At 64.9% G+C, this 21913-nt stretch carries 19 protein-coding genes; 12 read left to right on the top strand and 7 right to left on the bottom strand.

Annotated features, from left to right (window positions below):
• The 3 genes from ACIOAU_RS18125 (at position 1) to ACIOAU_RS18115 (ending at position 4055) form a co-directional block, all read left to right on the top strand.
• The gene (locus ACIOAU_RS18125; RefSeq protein WP_181089705.1) at positions 1-552 is read left to right on the top strand and encodes an RNA polymerase sigma factor; all 552 of its coding nucleotides are present in this window, start codon (positions 1-3) and stop codon (positions 550-552) included.
• On the top strand, positions 549-1556 hold the full coding sequence (locus ACIOAU_RS18120) for a FecR family protein (RefSeq protein ID WP_401183704.1): 1008 nt from the start codon (positions 549-551) through the stop codon (positions 1554-1556). Before ACIOAU_RS18125 ends, ACIOAU_RS18120 begins: the two co-directional genes overlap by 4 nt.
• Before the next feature lie 96 nt (positions 1557-1652).
• A complete protein-coding gene (locus ACIOAU_RS18115) occupies positions 1653-4055 on the top strand; it encodes a TonB-dependent siderophore receptor (RefSeq protein WP_401183702.1) in 2403 nt (800 codons plus the stop codon).
• On the opposite strand, the gene ACIOAU_RS18110 is transcribed toward ACIOAU_RS18115, so the two are convergent.
• On the bottom strand, positions 4052-4927 hold the full coding sequence (locus ACIOAU_RS18110) for a helix-turn-helix domain-containing protein (RefSeq protein ID WP_101322066.1): 876 nt from the start codon (positions 4925-4927) through the stop codon (positions 4052-4054). The two genes, ACIOAU_RS18115 and ACIOAU_RS18110, sit on opposite strands and share 4 nt — an antisense overlap.
• 144 nt (positions 4928-5071) lie before the next feature.
• Here ACIOAU_RS18110 and ACIOAU_RS18105 point away from each other — a divergent pair, with 144 nt between their 5' ends.
• Positions 5072-5974, top strand: coding sequence for a DMT family transporter (locus tag ACIOAU_RS18105; protein WP_150570671.1), 903 nt, complete (start codon positions 5072-5074; stop codon positions 5972-5974).
• A gap of 46 nt (positions 5975-6020) precedes the next feature.
• On the opposite strand, the gene ACIOAU_RS18100 is transcribed toward ACIOAU_RS18105, so the two are convergent.
• Positions 6021-6995, bottom strand: a complete 975-nt coding sequence (locus ACIOAU_RS18100; protein WP_401183699.1) for a 2-hydroxyacid dehydrogenase — start codon at positions 6993-6995, stop codon at positions 6021-6023.
• A 117-nt stretch (positions 6996-7112) separates the two neighbouring features.
• Complete coding sequence (locus ACIOAU_RS18095; protein WP_101322063.1) at positions 7113-8060, bottom strand: LysR family transcriptional regulator; 948 nt, start codon at positions 8058-8060, stop codon at positions 7113-7115.
• Between the two features lie 177 nt (positions 8061-8237).
• Between ACIOAU_RS18095 and ACIOAU_RS18090 the strand changes: the two genes are divergently transcribed.
• From ACIOAU_RS18090 to ACIOAU_RS18075, 4 genes are read left to right on the top strand one after another with little or no spacing between them, the layout of a single operon-like run.
• Positions 8238-9764, top strand: coding sequence for an efflux transporter outer membrane subunit (locus ACIOAU_RS18090; RefSeq protein ID WP_401183697.1), 1527 nt, complete (start codon positions 8238-8240; stop codon positions 9762-9764).
• Positions 9761-11923, top strand: a complete 2163-nt coding sequence (locus ACIOAU_RS18085; protein ID WP_401183694.1) for an FUSC family protein — start codon at positions 9761-9763, stop codon at positions 11921-11923. Before ACIOAU_RS18090 ends, ACIOAU_RS18085 begins: the two co-directional genes overlap by 4 nt.
• Positions 11913-12113: a DUF1656 domain-containing protein gene (locus tag ACIOAU_RS18080; protein WP_101322060.1), complete on the top strand. Its 201-nt coding sequence runs from the start codon at positions 11913-11915 to the stop codon at positions 12111-12113. Before ACIOAU_RS18085 ends, ACIOAU_RS18080 begins: the two co-directional genes overlap by 11 nt.
• A gap of 10 nt (positions 12114-12123) precedes the next feature.
• Positions 12124-12984 carry an HlyD family secretion protein gene (locus ACIOAU_RS18075; RefSeq protein WP_259075910.1) on the top strand — a complete coding sequence of 287 codons (861 nt, stop codon included), beginning with the start codon at positions 12124-12126 and terminating at the stop codon, positions 12982-12984.
• 172 nt (positions 12985-13156) lie between these two features.
• Here ACIOAU_RS18075 and ACIOAU_RS18070 read toward each other — a convergent pair whose 3' ends face one another.
• Positions 13157-13606, bottom strand: a complete 450-nt coding sequence (locus tag ACIOAU_RS18070) for a universal stress protein (protein WP_101322058.1) — start codon at positions 13604-13606, stop codon at positions 13157-13159.
• Between the two features lie 153 nt (positions 13607-13759).
• Between ACIOAU_RS18070 and ACIOAU_RS18065 the strand changes: the two genes are divergently transcribed.
• From ACIOAU_RS18065 to ACIOAU_RS18050, 4 genes are all read left to right on the top strand, one after another.
• A complete protein-coding gene (locus tag ACIOAU_RS18065; RefSeq protein ID WP_220632524.1) occupies positions 13760-14668 on the top strand; it encodes a LysR family transcriptional regulator in 909 nt (302 codons plus the stop codon).
• Between the two features lie 121 nt (positions 14669-14789).
• Positions 14790-16310, top strand: a complete 1521-nt coding sequence (locus ACIOAU_RS18060; RefSeq protein WP_150570665.1) for an MFS transporter — start codon at positions 14790-14792, stop codon at positions 16308-16310.
• 27 nt (positions 16311-16337) lie between these two features.
• Positions 16338-17399 carry an HlyD family secretion protein gene (locus tag ACIOAU_RS18055; protein ID WP_259075912.1) on the top strand — a complete coding sequence of 354 codons (1062 nt, stop codon included), beginning with the start codon at positions 16338-16340 and terminating at the stop codon, positions 17397-17399.
• Complete coding sequence (locus tag ACIOAU_RS18050; RefSeq protein ID WP_259075914.1) at positions 17396-18862, top strand: efflux transporter outer membrane subunit; 1467 nt, start codon at positions 17396-17398, stop codon at positions 18860-18862. The genes ACIOAU_RS18055 and ACIOAU_RS18050 overlap by 4 nt, the downstream gene beginning before the upstream one ends.
• Here ACIOAU_RS18050 and ACIOAU_RS18045 read toward each other — a convergent pair.
• The 3 genes from ACIOAU_RS18045 to ACIOAU_RS18035 all read right to left on the bottom strand — a co-directional run bounded on the left by ACIOAU_RS18045 (position 18848) and on the right by ACIOAU_RS18035 (position 21884).
• The gene (locus ACIOAU_RS18045) at positions 18848-19672 is read right to left on the bottom strand and encodes an SDR family oxidoreductase (RefSeq protein WP_103438516.1); all 825 of its coding nucleotides are present in this window, start codon (positions 19670-19672) and stop codon (positions 18848-18850) included. The genes ACIOAU_RS18050 and ACIOAU_RS18045 overlap by 15 nt on opposite strands.
• Before the next feature lie 59 nt (positions 19673-19731).
• Positions 19732-20196: a multidrug transporter gene (locus ACIOAU_RS18040; RefSeq protein ID WP_101322052.1), complete on the bottom strand. Its 465-nt coding sequence runs from the start codon at positions 20194-20196 to the stop codon at positions 19732-19734.
• A gap of 233 nt (positions 20197-20429) precedes the next feature.
• Positions 20430-21884 carry a mannose-1-phosphate guanylyltransferase/mannose-6-phosphate isomerase gene (locus ACIOAU_RS18035; protein ID WP_101322051.1) on the bottom strand — a complete coding sequence of 485 codons (1455 nt, stop codon included), beginning with the start codon at positions 21882-21884 and terminating at the stop codon, positions 20430-20432.
• Positions 21885-21913: the final 29 nt, after the last annotated feature.

Raw genomic sequence — 21913 nt, 5'->3', positions numbered from 1 at the left:
TTGAACGAGCCAACGCCCAGCAACCCGGCAGACGCCGACGCCGCCAGTGGCCGGGCGCGCTTCGTCCAGGTGTTTCTCGCCCAGCGCGGGCGCATGGAAGCACTGGTCAGCCGCCGGGTGGGCTGCCGGGCGACGGCGGCGGACCTGGTGCAGGAGTTGTTCCTGCGCTTCTGGCGCCGGCCCGAGGTCAAGGTCGAAGCACTGGATACCTACCTGCTGCGCTGCGCCGGTAACCTGGCGATCGACCACCTGCGCAGTGAGGGCAGCCGTGGCCGAGTAGTCGAAGGCTTGCCGGTTGCCGATGACAGCCCGGCGCCAGAGCAGGCGCTGGCCGCCGAGCATGATCTGCAGCGGATCGAGGCCGCGTTGCGCGGCCTGCCCGAGCGCAGCCGGCAGATATTTCTGCTCAGCCGCGTCCACGGCTGCACCTACGGCGAAATCGCCAAGGCCATGCAGTTGTCCCAGAGCGCTGTGGAAAAGCATATGATGCGCGCCCTCGAAGCGTGCAAGGCAAGCGTTGCCGCGCCGCGCAGGCCAGGAGGCGGCCGATGACCAGCCACACCGAGCCAAGCAGCCAGGATCCCGAGCAGGCGGCGCTGCATTGGCTGAACCGCATCATTCACAATCCAGGCGAAGCCCAGGCTGCGCCGTTCAAACGCTGGTTGCTGGCCGACCCGGCCAATCGCGAGGCGTATGCTCACGTGCAGCATGTCTGGCAACTGAGCCAACTGCCGGCGGCCAAACTGGCCGAAGAACAGCAGGCCAGTCTGCAGCCATACCTGGACGCTATCCGCCAAGCTCGCCAGCCCAAGCGCTGGGGCCGTCGTGGTGGTGCTTTGGCTGCCGCCGCCTGCCTGCTGCTGGCGCTGGGCAGCGTCGGCGGCTGGCAGCCGCAGCATTGGTTGCAGGATGCCCAGGCCGACTACCGCAGTGGCGCTGAGTTGCAGCAAATCACCCTGGCCGATGGCTCGCAGATGACCCTGGATGCGGGCAGCGCGGTGGCGGTCGACTTCGACCACGGTGAGCGGCGGATTCAGCTTTTGCGCGGCGCAGCCTTCTTCAAGGTGACCCACACCGGTCAACCCTTTCTGGTCGACGCCGCTGGCGGTGAAGTGCGCGTGCTCGGCACTCAGTTTGAAGTACGCGAGCAAGGCGAGGGCGCCCAAGTCACGGTGCGCAGCGGCCGCGTTGCAGTAACGCCGACGGCAGGTCAGTCGGCCCGCGAGCTGACGGCCAATCAGCAACTGACCTATGCCGCAGGCCGCGCCGGGCAGATCGAAGCCGTCGACAGTGACAGCCGCCTGGCCTGGCGTCAGGGCTGGCTAAGTTATCAACAGGTGCCGTTGGCCGACGTGCTGGAAGACCTGCGTCGCTATTACCCAGGGCGGATCGTGCTGCTCGATGACACCCTGGGCCAGCGCCTTGTCAGTGCCAGCATCCCGGCCAATCAACCGCTGCTGGCGCTGGATTCACTGGGCCAGGTGGTGGGTTTCTCGCGACAGACGTTGCTCGGCCGGCTGACTTTGCTCACATCATCAGCCGCCTCTGAAAAATAATTGCGAATTGTTGTGAGGTAACCGGCGACGCCATCCGTGTAGTGAGTGAAAAGCGATTCATTCGCATGCGATCACCCCTCTTTCAGGTCAGCGTCCATGAAGTTCACCTCGCGTTGCGTTCCCCTCTGGCTGGGTCTTGCCAGCCTGTCCGGCGCCGTCGTTGCCCCGCCTGTCAGTGCTGCGGCGCAAGCACAGCTGTACAGCTTCGCCCAGCCCAGCCAGCCGTTGCCGGCGGCACTCAACGCCTTTAGCCGCACCACCGGCCAGAGCCTGGTCTATACCGTCGAACTGCCCAATCTGCAGGCCCCGGCCTTGAGCGGTTCGCTCAGCGCCGAACAGGCCTTGCAGCAACTGCTGGGCAATGCCGGCCTGAGCTGGCGGCGCGTCGATGCACGCACCCTTACGCTGGAGCCGGTGGACACTTCCGGTGCGCTCAACCTGCAGGCGATCAACGTCAACTCGCAAAGCGACCTGTACAGCTATCAACCCCCCGCCAACGCCTCGATCATGCGCGGCCAGGGCGCGGTGCAGGACATCCCCCACACCATCAACGTGGTCCCGGCCCAGGTCATCCGCGACCAGGCGCCGCGTAACCTGGACGATGCCCTGGCCAACGTCAGCGGCATCACCCAGGGCAACAATTTCGGCGGCACTGCGGACACGGTGATGAAACGCGGTTTTGGCGACAACCGCGACGGCTCGATCATGCGCGACGGCATGCCGCTGGTGCAGGGGCGCAGCCTCAATGCCAGCACCGAGCGGGTCGAAGTACTCAAGGGCCCGGCCTCGCTGTTGTATGGCATCCAGGACCCGGGCGGGGTGATCAACGTGGTCAGCAAGCGCCCGCAACTGGAGCAGTACAACGCCTTGAACCTGCGCGGCTCGACCTACGGCAGCGGCAAGAACGGCAGCGGCGGCGGCTTCGACAGTACCGGCGCGCTGGGCGACACGCCGCTGGCGTACCGGCTGATCGTCGACCACGAAGACGAAGACTACTGGCGCAACTACGGCGTGCACCGCGAGTCGATGGTCGCGCCGTCGCTGGCTTGGTTGGGCGAGGATACGCAAGTGGTGCTGGCCTACGAGCACCGCGAGTTTCTCTATCCGTTCGACCGCGGTACCGCCTTCGGCAGCAATGGCCACCCGTTGAATATCCCGGCAACCCGGCGTCTTGATGAGCCGTTCAACGACATGCAGGGGCGCAGCGACCTGTACCGGCTCGAGCTGGACCACCAGCTCAGCGACGACTGGAAGGTCCATGCCGGCTACAGCTTCAACCGCGAAACCTACGATGCCAGCCAGGTCCGCGTGACCGGCGTCAACGAGGCCCGTGGCACCTTGACCCGGAGTATCGATGGCACCCACGGCGCGATGAGCCGCGACCAATTCGCCACCGTCAGCCTGAACGGCAACCTCGAATTGGCCGGGCTGCGCAATGACCTGCTGCTCGGCCTTGATCACGAAGACCGCAAGGTGTTTCGCGGCGACCTGATCCGCCAGACCAGCCGCTCGACCTTCAGCTACCAGAACCCGGTGTATGGCCAGGAGGTGGAAGGCAGCAACGTGCGCGCCAGCGACAGCGACCAGACCGACAAGCTGCGCACCGACTCGCTGTTCGTGCAGGACGCGCTGCACCTCGATGAGCACTGGATTCTGGTGGCCGGCGCGCGCTTCCAGCAGTACGACCAGTACGCCGGCCGCGGCCGCCCGTTCAAGGCCAACACCGACAGCAATGGCCAGACCTGGGTGCCGAATGCTGGCGTGGTGTACAAGGTCGATGAGCAGTTGTCGCTGTATGCCAGCTACAGCGAGTCGTTCAAGCCAAACTCGACCATCGCGCCGATCAGCGTCGGCGCTGGCCAGACCCTCACGCTGGATGGCAGCATCGCTCCGGAGGAGGGCAAGTCGTGGGAGCTGGGGGCCAAGCTGGACATGCCTGGGCAGCTCACTGGCAACATTGCCCTGTTCGACATCACCAAGCGCAATGTCCTAGTCGCCAATGGCACCAGCGACACTGGCACGATCATCTACAGCAACGCCGGTGAAGTTCGCTCGCGTGGGCTTGAGATGGACCTCAGCGGCCAGCTCAGCGAGCGCTGGAGCCTGATCGGCAGCTATGCCTTCACCGATGCCGAAGTGACCAAGGATCCAGAGCTCAAGGGCAAGCGTTTGCAGAACGTGGCGCGCAACAGTGGCTCGCTGTCGGCGGTGTATGACTACGGTAGCCTGTTCGGTGGCGACCGCCTGCGCCTGGGCGCTGGCGCCCGCTATGTCGGCGAGCGTGCCGGCAACGCGGCCAATGACTTCGACCTGCCGGCCTACACCGTGGCCGATGCCTTCGCCAGCTATGAAACCCAGCTCGACGAGCACAAGGTGCGTCTGCAACTGAACGTGAAGAACCTGTTCGACAAGGTCTATTACAGCTCGGCAGTGAATAGTTACTTCGTTGCTGTTGGCGATGCACGCCAGGTCAGCCTGTCGACCACCCTGGAGTTCTAACCGCGCCAGGCTGCCCGGTATTCGCCAGGCGTCGCCGCAAAGGCCTGGCGGAAACGGTTGCTGAAATGGCTGGCGCTGGCAAAACCGCAGTGCAGGGCAATCTGCAGCAAGGGCTGTTGGCCGTAACGCAACATCTGGCAAGCACGCTGCAGGCGGCGGGCCAGCAGGTATTGATGCGGCGGCAGGCCGAAGCTTGCACGAAACATCCGCGCAAAGTGGTATTCGGAGAGGTTGCAGCGCAGCGCCAGCTCGCCGAGGCTGAGCGGCTGGTCCAGGTGCGCTTCGATGTACTCGGCCAGTTGCCGGCGCACACTTGGCGCCAGGCCGCCCTTGAGGCGTAAGCCCTGGCGCAGCCCGGCCTGGCTGAGCACCGCATGGTCGACGATGGCATGCGCCAGGCTGCTCGCCAGCAGGCGTTCGCCGGGTTCGTCCCAGGCCATGCCGATCAGCTGGCGAAAGCGCTGCGCCTGCTCGCGGTCATCGACGAAGGTCGCTTCGCGCAGCTGCATTTCCCGCGGTTCACGGTCGAGCAGGCGAATGCAGCCGAGGGCGAACTGTTCCTCGCTGATGTACAGGTGGGCCAGGCGGATCGAGCCGTTGACTACCCAGTTCGACTCGGAGCCAGCTGGCATGATGCACAGCTTGTCCGGGGCGCCCTTGTCCGAAGGGCGCTGACGGCGAAAGGTGCCGGTGCCGTCGCTGATGTAGCACGACAGCGTGTGGTGGCTCGGCGCCTGATAATCGCGGGCGTCGTCGCGGTTGCTCCACACCGCCGCCGACAGGCCGTCAGCCAGCTGCACGCTGTGCTCCAGGCGTGCGTTGGGCGCTGCATGCATGACGTTGAAGACTTGCAACTGGCTGAATGGGGTCATGGTGAAATCCTCTGATTGCCATCCTACTGCGCTGGCGCGCGGATGGCAGCCGCTGGCGACGCAAAAGCGCAAGTTTGTGCAAGCGCCGCGAGCAGCCGAGCCGGACACTGCCTGCATCGTCATGCCTTGCCAGAGAGTCCCGCCATGAACCTGTCGCTGTACCTGCTGACCGTACTCATCTGGGGTACCACCTGGATCGCCCTGAAACTGCAGCTGGGGGTGGTCGCCATCCCGGTATCGATCGTCTACCGCTTTGCCCTGGCCGGGCTGCTGCTGTTCGTCATCCTGGTGCTCACCCGTCGCCTGCAACCGATGAACCGGCGCGGGCATCTGATCTGCCTGGCGCAGGGCTTGTGCCTGTTCTGTGTCAACTTCATGTGCTTTTTGACCGCCAGTCAATGGATCGCCAGCGGCCTGCTGGCGGTGGTGTTCTCCACGGCAACCCTGTGGAATGCGCTGAATGCGCGGATATTCTTCGGCCAGCGCATCGCCAGCAACGTGCTGGCCGGCGGTGCACTGGGCCTGCTCGGGCTGGGGCTGCTGTTTTCGCCAGAACTGAGTAGCCACGGCGCCAGCCGCGAAACCTTGTACGGGATCGGCCTGGCCTTGCTTGGCACGTTGTGTTTTTCGGCAGGCAACATGCTCTCGAGCATGCAGCAGAAAGCCGGGCTGCGGCCATTGACCACCAACGCCTGGGGCATGCTCTACGGTGCCGGGATGCTGGGAATGTACTGCGTGCTGCGCGGGATTCCGTTCGACATGGAGTGGAACAGCCGTTACATCGGCTCGCTGCTGTACCTGGTGATACCGGGTTCGGTGATCGCTTTTACCGCGTACCTGACCCTGGTTGGGCGCATAGGCCCGGAGCGGGCCGCGTACAGCACGGTGCTGTTCCCGCTGGTAGCGCTGAACGTGTCGGCGTTTGCCGAAGGCTACCAATGGACCACGCCAGCGTTGTTGGGCCTGGTGGCGGTGATGGCAGGCAACGTGCTGGTGTTTCGCAAGCCCAAGGTCAAGCGGCCCGGAGCGGTAGCGGTGGCGCCGTAACCTTTTAGATCGCCGGGAGCTGCCAAGCAGCCCCCGACGATAATGATCAGCCCTTCCACACCTGCGGATTGACCAGGTCGCGCGGGCGCTCGCCGAGCAGCGCTGCGCGCAGGTTGTCCAGCGCGCGGTTGGCCATCGCCTCGCGGGTTTCGGCGGTGGCCGAGCCGATGTGCGGCAAGGTCAGCGCGTTGGGCAGCTGGAACAACGGCGACTCAGCCAGCGGCTCATGCTCGTAGACGTCCAGGCCCGCGCCACGAATGGTCCCGGCCTGCAGCGCCTCGATCAGCGCCGCCTCATCCACCACCGGCCCGCGGGCGATGTTGATCAGGAACGCGCTGGGCTTCATCAGTTGCAGCTCGCGGGCGCCGATCAGCTTGCGCGTAGCCTCCGACAACGGCACCACCACGCAGACGAAGTCGGCTTCGGCCAGCAGTTGCTCGAGGCTGCGGTACTGCGCGCCGAGCTCTTGTTCCAGTGCCTGCTTGCGGCTGTTGCCGGCATACACGATCGACATGTTGAAACCGAAGCGGCCACGCCGGGCAATCGCCGCGCCGATATTGCCCATGCCGATGATACCGAGGGTCTTGCCGTGGACGTCAGTGCCGAAGCGCTCCGGGCCGACCGTGGCTTTCCAGTTGCCGGCCTTGGTCCAGGCATCCAGCTCGGCGGTGCGTCGGGCGCAGCCCATGATCAGCGAGAAGCCGAGGTCGGCGGTGCTTTCGGTGAGCACGTCGGGGGTGTTGGTCAGGGCGATGCCGCGCTCGTTGAAGTAGTCAACGTCGTAGTTGTCGTAGCCGACCGATACGCTCGATACCACTTCCAGTTTGGCCGCGCCTTCCAGTTGCGCGCGGCCGAGCTTGCGCCCAGCGCCGATCAGGCCGTGGGCCTCTGGCAGTGCTTCGTTGAACTGGGCGCTGATGTCACCCAATTTGGGGTTGGGCACGATCACGTTGAAGTCGTGCTGCAGGCGCTCGGCCATGGCCGGGGTAATGCGGCTGAAGGCCAGGACGGTCTTTTTCATCGGCAACTCTCTGCAAGGCGCTACGGGTATGCCGGCCTCGACCGCGTAGGTCGAGGCTGGCGCCAGAACAATGCATAGCAACCTACCATTGGTCCCGGCCCCAATGCAGCAGCTTTTTCAGTGGGCAACCAGCAGCTCGTGGGTTTTCAGGTCGGCTTCATGGGCGGCGAGGATCTCCGGCAGCGAGTTGCGCAGGTACTCGACCCAGGTCTTGATCTTGGCATCCAAATATTGCCGGGACGGGTAGATCGCGTACAGGTTCAGCTCCTGCAGGCGGTAGTCCGGCATCACCCGCACCAGGCTGCCATCGCGCAGGCCATCGATGGCCGAGTAGATTGGCAGCACGCCCACGCCCATACCCGAGCGGATCGCGGTCTTCATCGCATCGGCTGAGTTGACCTGAAACGGCGAGCTGTTGATGTTGACCAGCTCTTGGCCCTCAGGCCCGTCGAACAGCCATTTTTCCAGCGGAATGACCGGGCTGACCATGCGCAAGCAGGCGTGCTTGAGCAGATCGGCCGGCTTGTGCGCCATGCCGTGGCGGGCGACGTATTCCGGCGAGGCACAGACGATGCTGTAGGTGATGCCCAGCCGCTGCGAGACGAAGCCGGAGTCGGGCAGCTCGCTGGCGAGCACGATCGACACGTCGTAACCCTCGTCAAGCAGGTCCGGGACGCGGTTGGCCATGGTCAGGTCAAAGGTCACGTCCGGGTGGGTTTCGCGATAGCGAGCGATGGCATCGACCACGAAGTGCTGGCCGACGCCAGTCATCGAGTGCACCTTCAACTGCCCGCCGGGCCGCGCATGGGCGTCGCTGGCTTCGGCTTCGGCTTCCTCGACGTAGGTAAGGATCTGCTCGCAGCGCATCAGGTAGCGCTTGCCCGCTTCGGTCAGGGCAATGCGCCGGGTGGTCCGGTTGAGCAGGCGGGTTTGCAGATGGGCTTCCAGGTTGGAGACCGCTCGCGACACGTTGGCGGTGGTGGTATCCAGTTGCACAGCGGCGGCGGTGAAGCTGCCCAGCTGGGCCACGCAGCTGAACGCACGCATGTTTTGCAGGGTGTCCATGGGTCACTCTCAAAATAGAGGCCGAAATTGTGACATGAAGTTACGAATTCGTTGCTTCGACCAAAGGCGGATTATCGCTGTTTTGGTAACAAAGATTCGCAGGATTATGCGCTTATCGCCAGTCCGGCGGCCCCCTAGAATTGCCCGGCCTCATCCACTTCTCGGGAAATCGCAGCTGTGCCGCGTCGCATCATCGGAGCGCTGAATGCGCTCAGTGCCTGTGCCCTGAGCCTGACCTTGTCGGGCTGTATCGGAACCTGGGGCATCGCCCCGCAAACCCAGACGCTGCAAGCCAACACCCTGCTCACTGACCACGCCATCGCCGAGGCCGCCACGGACGCCCACTGGCCGCGCCAGCAGTGGTGGCAGGCCTATGGCGATCGCCAGCTGGATCGCTGGCTGGAACTGGCCATAGCCGGCAGCCCAAGCCTGGCCATGGCCGCCGCGCGGGTCCGCGAAGCGCGGGCACTGGCCGGTGTCAGCGAAGCGGCCGAGCAGCTGCAGGGCAATGGCCAGGCAAACCTGAAACGGCACAACTGGCCGGAGGACCAGTTCTACGGCCCCGGTGCGCTGTCGGGTGCCAACACCTGGGACAACAACGCTGGCCTTGGTTTGAGCTACGCGCTCGACCTGTGGGGCGGTGAGCGCAGTGCCAGCGAGCAGGCGCTCGACCTCGCGCACATGAACGTGGCCGAAGCGCGGCAGGCCCAGCTCGAGCTGGAAAACAACCTGGTCAAGGTCTACATCCAGTTTGCCTTGCACTTTGCTCAGCGCGACATCGTCCAGGCCGAGCTTGAGCAGCAGGAGCAGCTTGTGGTCCTGGCCAGGCGTCGCCTTGACGGCGGCATCGGGACCCACTTCGAAGTCAGCCAGGCCGAGGCGCCGCTGCCCGAAACCCACCGCCAGCTGGATGCAGTCAACGAGGCGATTGCCCTGGCGCGTAACCAGCTGGCAGCGTTGGCAGGCAAAGGCCCGGGCGAGGGCGCGCAGTTGCAGCGGCCGACTCTGGCCCTCGCCGCGCCGCTGCAATTGCCCTCGACACTGCCCGCCGAGCTGGTCGGCCAGCGCCCGGATGTAGTCGCCAGGCGGTGGCAGGTGGCGGCTCAGGCGCGCGGTATCGAAGTCGTCCACGCCAGCTTCATGCCCAATGTCGATCTGGTCGGCAGCCTGGGGTTCATGGCCACCGGTGGTGGTGCGCTGGCGTTTCTCAGCGGGCGCAAGTTCAACTACAACGTCGGCCCGGCGATCAGCCTGCCGGTGTTCGATGGCGGCCGCCTGCGGGCACAGCTGGGGGTGGCTTCGGCCGGTTATGACGTGGCGGTGGCGCGCTACAACCAGACGGTGGTCGGCGCGTTGAAAGGCATCTCCGACCAGTTGATCCGCCGTGAGTCGATGCACGAGCAGGCGCACTTCGCCGAGCAGTCGGTGGCCGCCGCGCAGAAGACCTACGACATCGCCCTGGTGGCCTTCCAGCGCGGCCTGACCGACTACGTCAACGTGCTCAATGCGCAGACCTTGCTGTTTCGCCAGCAGCAGATTCAGCAGCAGGTACAGGCCGCGCGCCTGACTGCTCACGCCGAGCTGGTCACGGCGCTGGGCGGCGGCTTGCAGGCCGGGGACGACGTGCCCGCGCCAGCGCAACAGGCCGCGCCGAAACCGCCGGCCAGCCTGGCCATAGTCGATCGTCTGGGCGACCGCCGATGAGCCTGCTCTGGAACTGGCTGCACAGCCTGGAATGGCGCCGCGGCTTCTTTGCCTGGGCGCGCACCGACGGGGTGACCTGGGTGTACATCTTCAAGGTGCTGGTGGCGGCGTTCATTACCCTGTGGCTGGCCATGCGCCTGGAACTGCCGCAGCCGCGCACGGCGATGATCACCGTGTTCATCGTCATGCAGCCGCAGAGTGGGCATGTCTTCGCCAAGAGCTTTTACCGTGTGTTAGGCACCTTGGCGGGCTCGGCGATGATGGTCGCGTTGATTGCGATCTTCCCGCAGAACAGTGAGCTGTTCTTGCCAAGCCTGGCGCTGTGGGTCGGCCTGTGCTCGGCCGGGGCCATGCGCTATCGCACCTTTCGTGCCTATGGCTTCGTGCTGGCCGGCTACACCGCAGCGATGATCGGCCTGCCGGTACTGGAGCACCCCGATCAAGCCTTTATGGCGGCGGTGTGGCGGGTGCTGGAAATCTCCCTGGGCATCCTCGTGTCGACTCTGGTCAGCGCGGCGATCCTGCCGCAGTCGGCCAGCGCCGCCATGCGCAACGCCTTGTACCAGCGCTTTGGCGTGTTTGCCGGGGTGGTGGTCGAGGCGCTGCGCGGCAACACCCCGCGCGACCGTTTCGAGGCCAGCAATGTGCGCTTCATCGCCGAGGCGGTGGGCCTGGAGAGCCTGCGCAACGTCACCGCCTTCGAAGACCCGCACATGCGCCGTCGCAGCGGCCGACTGGTGCGCATGAACAGCGAGTTCATGGCCATCAGCACCCGCTTCAATGCCCTTCATCAACTGCTCGAACGGCTGCGCGCGCGCGGCCCTTTGCAGATTGTCGGCGCCATCGAGCCGGGCCTGGAAACCCTCGTCGAGCTGCTCGAACCCTACGTGGGCCGGGCCCTGACCGAAGCCGACGCATTGCGCCTGACCCTCGAACTGGCCGCCTACAAAGATGGCCTGCAAGCCCAGGTGCGCGGCCTGCGCAGCGAGTATCTGCAAACCCATCCCAGCGAAGCCGAGCTGCTCGATTTTCATACGGCCTTTGAGCTGCTCTATCGCCTGGTCGACGAGATGTTCAGCTATGCCCAGACCCACGCCTCACTGTCGGCGCACAGCCACCAGCGCGAGCAGTGGGACGAACCGTACGTGTCGCGGACCAACTGGCTGGTGTCGCTGGCGGCCGGCCTGCGCGCCTCGGCGGTACTGCTCTTGCTCGGCAGCTATTGGCTGCTCAGCGACTGGCCGAGCGGGGCGATGATGACGTTGATTGCGACCGTGACTGTTGGCCTTTCGGCGGCTTCGCCAAACCCCAAACGCATGTCGTTCCAGATGGCCTGCGGCACGCTGCTCGGGGCCTTCATCGGCTTTTTCGAAACCTTTTTCGTGTTCCCCTGGATCGACGGTTTCCCGCTGCTGTGCATGGTGCTGGCGCCGGTGTTCGTGCTTGGCGCGTTTCTCTCGTCGCGACCAGCCTATGCCGGTTATGGGATCGGCCTGCTGGTGTTCTTCGCGATCGGCTCGGTGCCGAACAACCTGACTGTGTACAACCCGTACACCTTCATCAACGACTACATCGGCATGCTCCTGGGCATGCTGGTCTGCGCCGCCGCCGGAGCCATCATCCTGCCGCCGAACAGCCGCTGGTTATGGAGCCGGCTGGAGCAGGACTTGCGTGAGCAGGTGCTGTTCGCCATCGGTGGGCGCCTGCGCGGGCTCGGTTCGGCCTTCGACAGCCGCACTCGCGACCTGCTCCATCAAGCCTACGGCCTGGCTGCCGGCAAGCCGCAGGTGCAGAGCCAGCTGATGCGCTGGATGTTCGTCGTGCTGGAAATCGGCCACGCCGTGATCGAGCTGCGCAAGGAGCAGCACAACGCACCCGTGCACCCGGCCTACGCCGAATCGCAGCCGTGGCGCCAGGCGATCCGAGTCATGGGCCGTGCCCTGGCGCGGTTGTTCCTGCAGCCCAGCGCCAGCAACCACGAACGCGCGCTGGTCGCCGTCGACCACGCCATCAGCCGCGTGCAGACCACCGACGAGCCGTTCGCCCGGCACTTCGACACCTCGCTGCTGCGCCGTGCGCAGAGCTACCTGCACTTCATCCGCAGCTCGCTGCTCGACCCGCAATCGCCACTGGCGCAAGGACTGCCGCATGCCCCGTGAAATTGCCTTCCATGGTGTGTACATGCCGACCATGACCTTGTTGTTTCTGCTTGCCGCAGGACTGGCCTGGGGCCTCGACCGGTTTATCGCCAGCCATGACGGCTACCGCTTCTTCTGGCACCCGGCGCTGCTGCGCCTGTGCCTGTTCATCTGCCTCTTTGGCGCGCTGGCGCTGACTGTCTACTGGTGAGAACCCCTCGATGAAAAAGTTCTTCAGCCTGATCGCTACCCTGCTGGTGCTGGTCGCAGCCGTGGCCATCGGCCGCCAGCTGTGGCTGCACTACATGACTACCCCGTGGACCCGCGACGGCCGCGTGCGCGCCGACATCATCAATGTCGCCGCCGATGTGCCGGGCTACGTCACCGATGTGCCGGTGCGCGATAACCAGCGGGTCAAGAAGGGCGATGTGCTGATCCAGATCGACGCCGAGCATTACCAGGTTGCGGTCGACCAGGCCAAGGCGCTGGTGGCTTCACGCAAGGCCACCTGGGAGATGCGCAAGGTCAACGCCAAGCGCCGGGCCGATCTCGACAACCTGGTTATTTCCAAGGAAAACCGTGACGACGCCAGCAACATCGCCAACTCGGCCCAGGCCGATTACCAGCAGGCCCTTGCGCAGCTGGCCGCCGCCGAGCTGGACCTGAAACGCACGCGCATTCTTGCCACCGTCGATGGCTACGTGACCAACCTCAACGTCCACCGCGGCGACTATGCGCGCACCGGTGAGCCGGTGATGGCGGTGGTCGACGAGCACTCGTTCTGGGTCTACGGCTTTTTTGAAGAGACCAAGCTGCCGCACGTGCGTGTCGGCGATCAGGCCGAGTTGCAAATGATGAGTGGCGAGCGCCTCAGCGGCCATGTCGAGAGCATCGCCCGCGGCATCTACGACCGCGACAACCCACAAAGCCGTGAGCTGATCGCCGATGTCAACCCGACCTTCAACTGGGTACGTCTGGCCCAGCGCGTGCCGGTGCGGATTCATATCGATGCAGTGCCGGAGGGGTTTCTGCTGGCTGCGGGGACGACCTGTACGGTGGTGGTGAGGCCAGGTGGAAAGTAGCGAACGCGATAGTGGCCATTACTGCTGGAGCCGCTTCGCGGCCCTTTCGCGACACAAGGCCGCTCCTACAAGTGACCGCGCACGATCAACTCACGCGGTCCCCGTAGGAGCGGCCTTGTGTCGCGAAAGGGGTGCGCAGCGCCCCCGGCGTACTCGAACCAGACGCAAGCTTCTAATCCGTCACCCCCACCAACACCGGTATCTCGACCCGATCCAGCACCTTGGCGCTGATCGATGGATCCAGCAGCCGGCCCAGCCGTGACAGGTGGCGGTGGCCCATGACGATCAGTTCGCAGTCCAGCGCCTGGGCTTGAGCGACGATGGCGTCTACCGGTTGGTCGGCGCGCAGGCTGCCGTCGGTTGCAAAGCCGGCAGCGCGCAAGGTCTGTACCGCGGCGGCGATGGCGGCCTCTGCGTGTTGCTGCTCTTCGCAGGCAGCTGGGTATTCCTCGCGCTCAGCCTGGGTGAAGGGCGCGGGTTGCTCGTGCACGGCGAAGGTCGAGTCGATCGCCAGCAGCACATGCAACTGGTGCAGATCGGGGCGGCAGAAGCGCTGCGCCAGGGCCAGCAGGTTGCTGGTGGCAGGGGATGCGTCGATGGCGATCAGTACAGAGCGGAGCATAGGGGGTCCTCGCGAGGCGATGTGGCCGACAGGCCATTCTGAGCTGAGCGCCAGCTGTGGATAAATGGCCCCGCACGCACGGCGTCGTTGCGTCTGGCGCAATCGTGCGAGCTGTTAACATGCACATTCCCACAACAGTCACGGAAACCGGCCATGCAACTCCCGGACATGAACCTGCTGGTTGCCCTTGATGCCTTGCTTGATGAGGGCAGTGTGGTCGGTGCTGCGCAGCGGATGAACCTGAGCCCGGCGGCGATGAGCCGGACCTTGGGGCGAATTCGCGATGCGCTCGGTGACCCGATTCTGGTCCGCGCCGGTCGTGGCCTGGTGCCGACGCCACGGGCGCTCGCCCTGCGCGAGCAGGTCAGCGTGCTGGTGGAGCAGGCCGGGCAGGTCTTTCGCAGTGCCGATACGGTCGATCTGGCCAGCCTCGACCGCGCCTTCAACATCCGCACCAATGACCTGTTCATTGCCCTGTACGGCGCGCAGTTGCTGCGCATGATGCATGAGCAGGCGCCGCGCACGGTGCTGCGCTTCATCCCGGAAAGCCCAGGCGGGGACGACGACAGTGTGCTGCGTGACGGGCGCACCGACCTGATCATCAGCTCGACTGTCGATCTGGGCCCGGAGATCAAGATCCAGAGCCTGTTTCAGACGTTCTATATCGGCCTGGCGCGGCAGGACCATCCGATCTTCGCCGAGCCGGTGACCGCGCAGAGCTTTGCCAGTTATCCACAGATCAGCGTATCGCGCCGGGGGCGCGCCAACGGGCCGATCGATGTCGAACTGGCCCACTGCAAGGTGCAGCGGCGGGTAGCGCTGATCACCCCGAGCTTCCACTCGGCGTTGTTTTCTCTGCCCGATTCGGACCTGATCCTGCCGATGCCGGCGAATATTCTCAGCAGTGTCAGCAAGCTCGGCCTGCCGCTGCGCTCGTTCGAGATCCCGCTGGCGCTGGAGCGGGTCAATGTCATGCAGGCCTGGCACCCGCGCTTTGATAGCGACCCAGCGCACCGTTGGCTGCGCCAGACCTTGAAGGCCTGTTGCGGGCTTGAACCTTGAACTCGAGACACAAGCGGATTGCGTCTGACGCACTTTAAAGCTGGCGATAAGTCAGTTTTCGTAAGCATTCGATCTTTTTAAAATGCCTCCAGTGCAATTTGTTGCTGGAGATTTCCCTGATATGACCTCGCTTTCCGCCACCCCTGCGGCTACCGCCCCCGCTCAGGCCGCATTTGGCCTGCGCGTGGTGGTCGGGCTGTTCGGTGTGCTGCTGGCTGTGCTCTGCGCCGGGTTGAACGAGGCGGTCACCAAGATTTCCTTGAACGACATTCGCGGCGCGATGGGCATCGGTGCCGACGAGGGCGCCTGGTTGCTGGCGGTGTATGCGGCTGCGTCGGTGTCGGCGATGGCCTTTTCGCCGTGGCTGGCGACGACCTTTTCCCTGCGTCGCTTCACCCTTTGCGCAATAGCCGTGTTTGCCGTGCTGGGCCTGCTGCAACCCTACGCGCCGAACCTGCACAGCCTGATGCTGCTGCGGATCGTTCAGGGCTTGGCCGCAGGCGCCTTGCCGCCGATGCTGATGAGCGTGGCGCTGCGCTTTCTGCCACCGGGAATCAAAGTCTATGGCCTGGCCTGCTATGCCCTGACCGCCACCTTCGGACCCAATCTCGGCACGCCTCTGGCGGGCCTGTGGACCGAATACGTCGGCTGGCAATGGGCGTTCTGGCAGATCATCCTGCCGTCGCTGCTGGCCATGGCCTGTGTGGCCTGGGGCCTGCCGCAGGACCCGCTGCGGCTGGAGCGCTTCAAGCAGTTCAACTGGCGCGGCGTGCTGTTGGGCTTGCCTGCACTGAGCTGCATCGTCCTTGGGTTGTCGCTGGGCGACCGCTGGGGCTGGCTGGACTCGCCGCTGATCTGTTGGCTGCTCGGCGGCGGCCTGCTGCTGTTGCTGCTGTTCATGTACAACGAGTGGTCCGAGCCGGTGCCGTTCTTTCAGTTGCGCATGCTCTCGCGGCGCAACCTGAGTTTTGCCCTGCTGACCCTCGCCGGGGTGCTGATTGTGTTGTCCGGGCTGGGCTCGATCCCTTCGGCATACCTGGCGCAGATTCAGGGCTACCGGCCGGCGCAGTCCAGCCCGCTGATGCTGCTGGTGGCGATGCCGCAACTGATCGCGCTGCCGTTGACGGCCGCGCTATGCAACATCCGCGCGGTGGATTGCCGCTGGGTGCTGGCGCTGGGCCTGGGCATGCTGGCGCTGTCTTGTGTGGGCAGCAGCCAGTTGACCTCGCAGTGGATTCGCAATGATTTCTACGGCTTTTACCTGTTGCAGGTGTTCGGCCAACCAATGGCCGTGCTGCCGTTGCTGATGCTGTCCACCAACGGCATGTCGCCGCAGGAAGGGCCGTTCGCTTCGGCCTGGTTCAACACCGTCAAAGGCCTTGCCGCAGTGATCGCTGCGGGCCTGCTGGAAGCCGTCGGCACGCTGCGCCGGCACTTTCATTCCAATCACCTAGTGGACAGCCTGGGCAATGCACCGCTGCTTGATGACCGCACAGCCGGGCTGGCTCAGCGCGTGCACCAGCAGGCGCTGGTGCTGACCTCGGCCGACCTCTACCTGCTGCTGGCCTGCGTCGCCGTGATCCTGATTTGCCTGATTCCTTTTGCGCCCACCCGGGTCTACCCACCCCGCGCGGTGGCCTGAACCCGACTGAATTCGAGAACACTGAACATGAGCAACAATCGCAAGACTATCGTCATCGGCTCGGTGCTGGCCGTGGCTGTGCTGGCTGCACTGGTTGGGCCGTGGCTGCTGGGCAGTGATCACCGGCAGCAGACCAACGATGCCTATGTCAGCGCGGACTACACCGTGGTGGCGCCCAAGGTTGCCGGGTTTATCCAGGAGGTGCTGGTCGAAGACAACCAGCAGGTCCAGGCTGGTCAGCTGCTGGCCACCATCGATGCCCGCGACTATGAGGCGGCGTTGGCCGCCGCGCAGGCACAGGTGCTGGTGGCCCAGGCGCAGAGCGCCGATGCGCGCGCCACCCTCGAACGCCAGGCTGCGCTGATCGCCCAGGCCGAGGCCGCGTTCAAGGCGGCTCAGGCGCAGGCGGCGTTTGCCGAACAGGAGGTCAAACGCTACGGCCGCCTGGCCGAGCAGGGCGCGGGCACCGTGCAGAACGCGCAACAAGCGCGCAGCCGGGTCGATCAGGCGCGGGCGCAGCAAGCCAACAGCCAGGCCGCATTGGTAGCGACGCGCAAGCAGGTGGATATTCTCACGGCTCAGGTCGCCAGCGCCGATGGCCAGCTCAAGCGCGCTGAAGCCGGTGTCGACAAGGCCCAGTTGGACCTGTCGCACACCCGCATTACTGCGCCGGTAGCGGGCATGGTCGGCGAGCGCGCCCTGCGGGTTGGCGCCTATGTCACCCCCGGCGCGCGACTACTGTCGGTGGTGCCGCTGGAGCAGGCCTACGTGGTCGGTAACTTCCAGGAAACCCAGCTGACCCATGTGCAACCGGGGCAGCCGGTCAGCGTCAGCGTCGATACCTATTCCGACGTGACCCTCAAAGGCCATGTGCAGAGCATCGCCCCTGCCACCGGCGTGACCTTTGCCGCAGTCAAACCCGACAACGCCACCGGCAACTTCACCAAAGTTGTGCAGCGGATACCGGTGAAGATCGTTTTCGATGATGGCCAGCCGTTGCTGTCGCGCCTGCGCGTGGGCATGTCGGTGGTGGTCACTATCGACACACAGGGCGATTCGCTCGACAGCCAGCAGGTGAGCACGCGATGAGTGCACTTGTCCGCTTCAGCCCGTTGCTGCTCGCTGTCGCATTGGCCGGTTGCAGCCTGGGCCCAGATTTTCAGCGCCCGGCCAGCCAGGCTCCACAGCAATGGGCGCCGGTGCAAGGTGAGGCCGCCGCCAGCCAGCCCTTGGCCGAACCACTGCAAGTGCGTTGGTGGGAGAGTTTTCACGATGCCAGGCTGAGCGCGCTGATCCAGCGCGTTGCCGCCAACAACCTCGATCTGCAGATTGCCAGTGCGCGCCTGCTGCAAAGCCGCGCGCTGCGCAGCACGATTGCAGCTGACGAGACGCCTTCGATAGGTCTGGATGCCGGCTACAGTCGCGCGCGCAACAGTGCCGAGGGTCTGAATGACCCGTCAGGCAATGCCGGCAAATCGGCCTACAACCTTTGGCAGGGCGATCTGATTGCGGGCTGGGAGCTGGATCTGTGGGGCCGGGTGCGTCGTCAGGTGGAAGCTGCCGATGCGAGCGTGGCGGTTGCCGAGGAGGACCGCCGCGGCGTGTTGCTGGCGCTGCTCGCAGAGACCGCCGGCGATTACATCCAGTTGCGTGCCGTGCAGCAAACGCTGGAGGTGACCGAAAACAATCTCAAGGTCGCCCGGCACAGCCTGCAACTGTCCCGCGACCGTCAGGCCGAGGGCGTCGCGACGCGCCTGGATGTCGCCCAGGCCAGCGCTCAGGTTGCCTCGATCGAAGCGCGTTTACCTACCTTGCAAGCGAGGCGTGACGACCTGATCAATGCCCTCAGCCTGCTCGCCGCCGAGCCACCGCGCAGTTTGCAGGCCGAGCTGCTGGCGCCGGGCGAACTGCCGGTGCCGCAGCAGCGCTTTGCGGTTGGCTTGCCGTCGGAGTTGGCCGAGCGCCGCCCGGATATTCGCCAGGCCGAAGCGCGCCTGCATGCGGCAACTGCCAGCATCGGCGTGGCCAAGGCGGACTTCTATCCGCGTATTCGGCTGTCGGGCAACGTCGGTATGCAGGCCCTGCAATTGGCGGACTTTGGCGGCTGGGACTCACGACGGTTTGCTTTTGGCCCGCAACTGTCGCTGCCGATCTTTGAAGGTGGCCGGCTCAAGGGCACGCTGCAGTTGCGTGAAGCGCAGCAGCAGGAGGCCGCGCTGAACTATCGCAAGGTGGTGCTCGGCGCCTGGCATGAGATCGACGATGTGCTGCGCCTGTACAACGCCAGCCAGCTGCGTCGCGATCACCTGGCCGAGGCCGTGCGCGAAAACCGCATCGCCCTGGACACCGCTCAGCAGCAGTACGTGGAAGGCGCGGTGGACTTTCTCAACGTGCTCACGGTGCAGACGGCGCTGCTGGCCAGCGAAGAGCAGTGGATCGACAGCTCGGCGGCCGTCTCGCAGGCGATGGTCGGCTTGTACAAGGCGCTCGGTGGCGGCTGGCAAGCGTTCGCCGAGGCGCCGCCGAAGGCTTGGCTGTCAGAGCGGTCGTAACAGGCCAAAGCGCTTGCGCAGGATGCTGTCGAGCAAACGTCGCGGCAGCAGCCACGCCAACAGTGGCAGCGCCCGGCTGCCGTTGCCCAGCCGCACCAGGGCCGGCACCGGTGACTTGCCCGCTGCCGCCAGCACGCCTTGGGCGAACTCGGCGGTTGGCGTTGGCTTGTCCTGCGAGGCGCGCGCTCGCGCGCGGATGTGCTCGCGCAGCGGCCACCACGGTGAATCCGCCGCTATCAGGTGTTCAGCCTGCTGCTGGGCGTTGCTGGCAAATTGCGAAGCGATGGCGCCGGGCTGGACTTCCATCACGCGAATGCCAAACGGCGCCAGCTCCAGGCGCAGCGCGGTGTTCAGCGCGTGCACAGCGGCCTTGGACGCGCAATAAGTACCGGCGAATGGCGTCACCAGCACGCCAGAGACGCTACCGATGTTAATGACCAGGCCGCGATTACGCCGCAGCAGCGGGAACAGCGTGCGAGTGACCCCAACCAGCGCGAACACGTTGGTTTCGAATTGCTCGCGCAACCCATCGACACCGCCATCGAGCACAGGGCCCATGGCGCCGTAGCCGGCATTGTTGATGAGGATATCGAGGCCGCCATGGCTGGCTTGCAGCTCATCTGTGAGGCGTGTCAGCTCGGCGCTGTCATTGACGTCCAACTGTCGCGCGGTAAAGCCCGCTGCAGCCAGTTGGGCAACGGCTTCGGGCTTGCGCGCGGTGGCCCAGACCTCATGACCGGCATCACGAAAGGCATCGGCAAGGGCGCGGCCGATGCCGCTGGAGCAACCGGTGATCAGGACTGTGGGCATGGCGGGGCCTGTGGGCTGTGCAAGGTGCTCGATCATACCCCAGACAAATCAGCCTGCGGCTAGTTGGCAAACGAGCCCTGCAGGCGTTCGGCACGAAACTCCAGGGTTTGCGCGCGGTAGCCGGAGCGCAACGGCGGCAGTGGCAGGCAGTCGTTCCACTCGGCGCCTGGCTGCAGGTCGCCGGGGCCGCGATAGCGCGGCGTGCTGTAGGTGTTTTCGGCGAGGTTGACCGTGTCGCCGGGGGCGTAGGCGCCGACCTGCCAGCGCAGTTCGGTGAGCGGCACGCTGTTGGCGTTTTTCATGCTCACGCGCAGGCTGCGGTCGGCTGGGCACAGTTCAGGGGCATATTGCAGGCGCAGGTCGAGGCGGGCCAGCTGGTTGGATTCGCGGGTGTCCTGCCAGGCAACCCAGAGGGCGATCAAACCGAGGCCGAGTACAGCAGCCAGGGAAATCGGCAGGGCCTTGGCCGGGTAGCGAATGAGCAGGACCAGCCAGGTCAGGATGAGCAGGGCGCCGATGATCATGGGAAGGGCAAGCCTTGGGTGTGCGGGTTTGGCACATCCTAGCTGAAATAGTGGTGGGGGTGAAAACGGTGCGACATGGACGACGCGGTCGCGTGTAGGAGCGGCCTTGTGTCGCGAAAGGGCTGCGTAGCGGCCCCGCATTTTCAGCTTCGCCGCTGACATTGCCGGGCCAGCTACGCTGGCCTTTCGCGACACAAGGCCGCTCCTACACGGACCGTGTATGGCTGGAAGGGTTACTGGGCGATGGTTTTCACCGAAACGCCGCGCTCGATCGGCGTGGCGCTGCGGCCGTAGACGTCTTCGAAGCGTTCGATGTCGTCTTCACCCAGGTAGCTGCCGGACTGCACTTCGATGATTTCCAGCGGGATCTTGCCCGGGTTGCGCAAGCGGTGCACCGAGGCGATCGGGATGTAGGTCGATTGGTTTTCGGTGAGCAGGAACACGTTCTCGTCGCAGGTCACTTCAGCCGTGCCCGACACTACGATCCAATGCTCGGCGCGGTGGTGGTGCATCTGCAGCGACAGGCTGGCGCCGGGCTTGACGGTGATGTGCTTGACCTGGAAGCGGCCGCCCATGTCCACCGAGTCGTACGAGCCCCATGGGCGATACACCTCAAGATGGTTCTGGGTCTCGCTGCGGCCTTGCTTGTCGAGGGTGTTGACCATCTGCTTGACGCCCTGGACCTTGTCCTTGTGGGCAATCATCATGGCGTCCTTGGTCTCGACCACGACGATGTTCTCAAGACCGATCACCGAGACCAGCTTGCCGTTGCCGTGGATCATGCAGTTGTGGCTGTCCTGCACCACCACGTCGCCTTTGGTGACGTTGCCGTTGGCGTCTTTCTCGTGCACATCCCACAGCGACGACCAGCAGCCGACGTCGCTCCAGCCTGCGGTCAGTGGCACCACGCAGGCGCGCTGGGTCTTTTCCATCACGGCGTAGTCGATCGAGTTGTCCGGGCAGCAGGCGAAGGTGGCTTCGTCGATGCTCAGGTAGTCGCCGTCTTCTTCGCTGCGCTCGAGTGCCAGCAGGCAGGTGTCGTAGATATCCGGATCGTGTTTTTTCAGCTCTTCGAGGAAGCGGCTGGCGCGGAACAGGAACATGCCGCTGTTCCAGAAGTAGCCGCCGCTGCGGACGAACTCGGTGGCGCGTTTTTCGTCAGGCTTTTCGACAAACTGCGCAACCCGGGCGACGCCTTCCGGCAGCAGGGCATCCTGGCTGGAACGGATGTAGCCGTAGCCGGTTTCCGGTTTGGTCGCCGGCACGCCGAACAGCACCATCTCGCCACGCTCGGCCGCCACGGTGGCCAGGGCCAGGGCACGTTGCAGGGCCTTCTGGTCATCGATCACATGGTCAGCCGGCAGTACCAGCATCAGCTCGTCGCTGCCTTCATTGACCAGCTTCATCGCGGTGATGGCCACGGCCGGCGCGGTGTTGCGGCCAAACGGCTCCATCAGGATCGCCTGGGTCTGCAGGTTCAGTGCAGTCAGCTGCTCGTTGACGATGAACTTGTGGTCCTTGTTGCAGACCACGATCGGCGCTTGCATGCCGTCGAACACCAGGCGCTCGAGGGTTTGCTGGAACAGCGTGTGCTCACCGGTCAGGGCGAGGAACTGCTTGGGGAACTGTTTACGCGACAAAGGCCACAGACGCGAACCGCTACCACCAGAAAGGATTACCGGAATCATGATGTTTCTCCAAAGGTTGATAGAGGCAG

This window comes from Pseudomonas sp. NPDC088322 (genome assembly GCF_044740745.1).
In the GTDB taxonomy this organism is placed as follows: Bacteria; Pseudomonadota; Gammaproteobacteria; order Pseudomonadales; family Pseudomonadaceae; genus Aquipseudomonas; species Aquipseudomonas shirazensis.
Note: the sequence above shows the minus strand (reverse complement) of the source record. Positions and strands in the feature narration are given on the sequence as shown.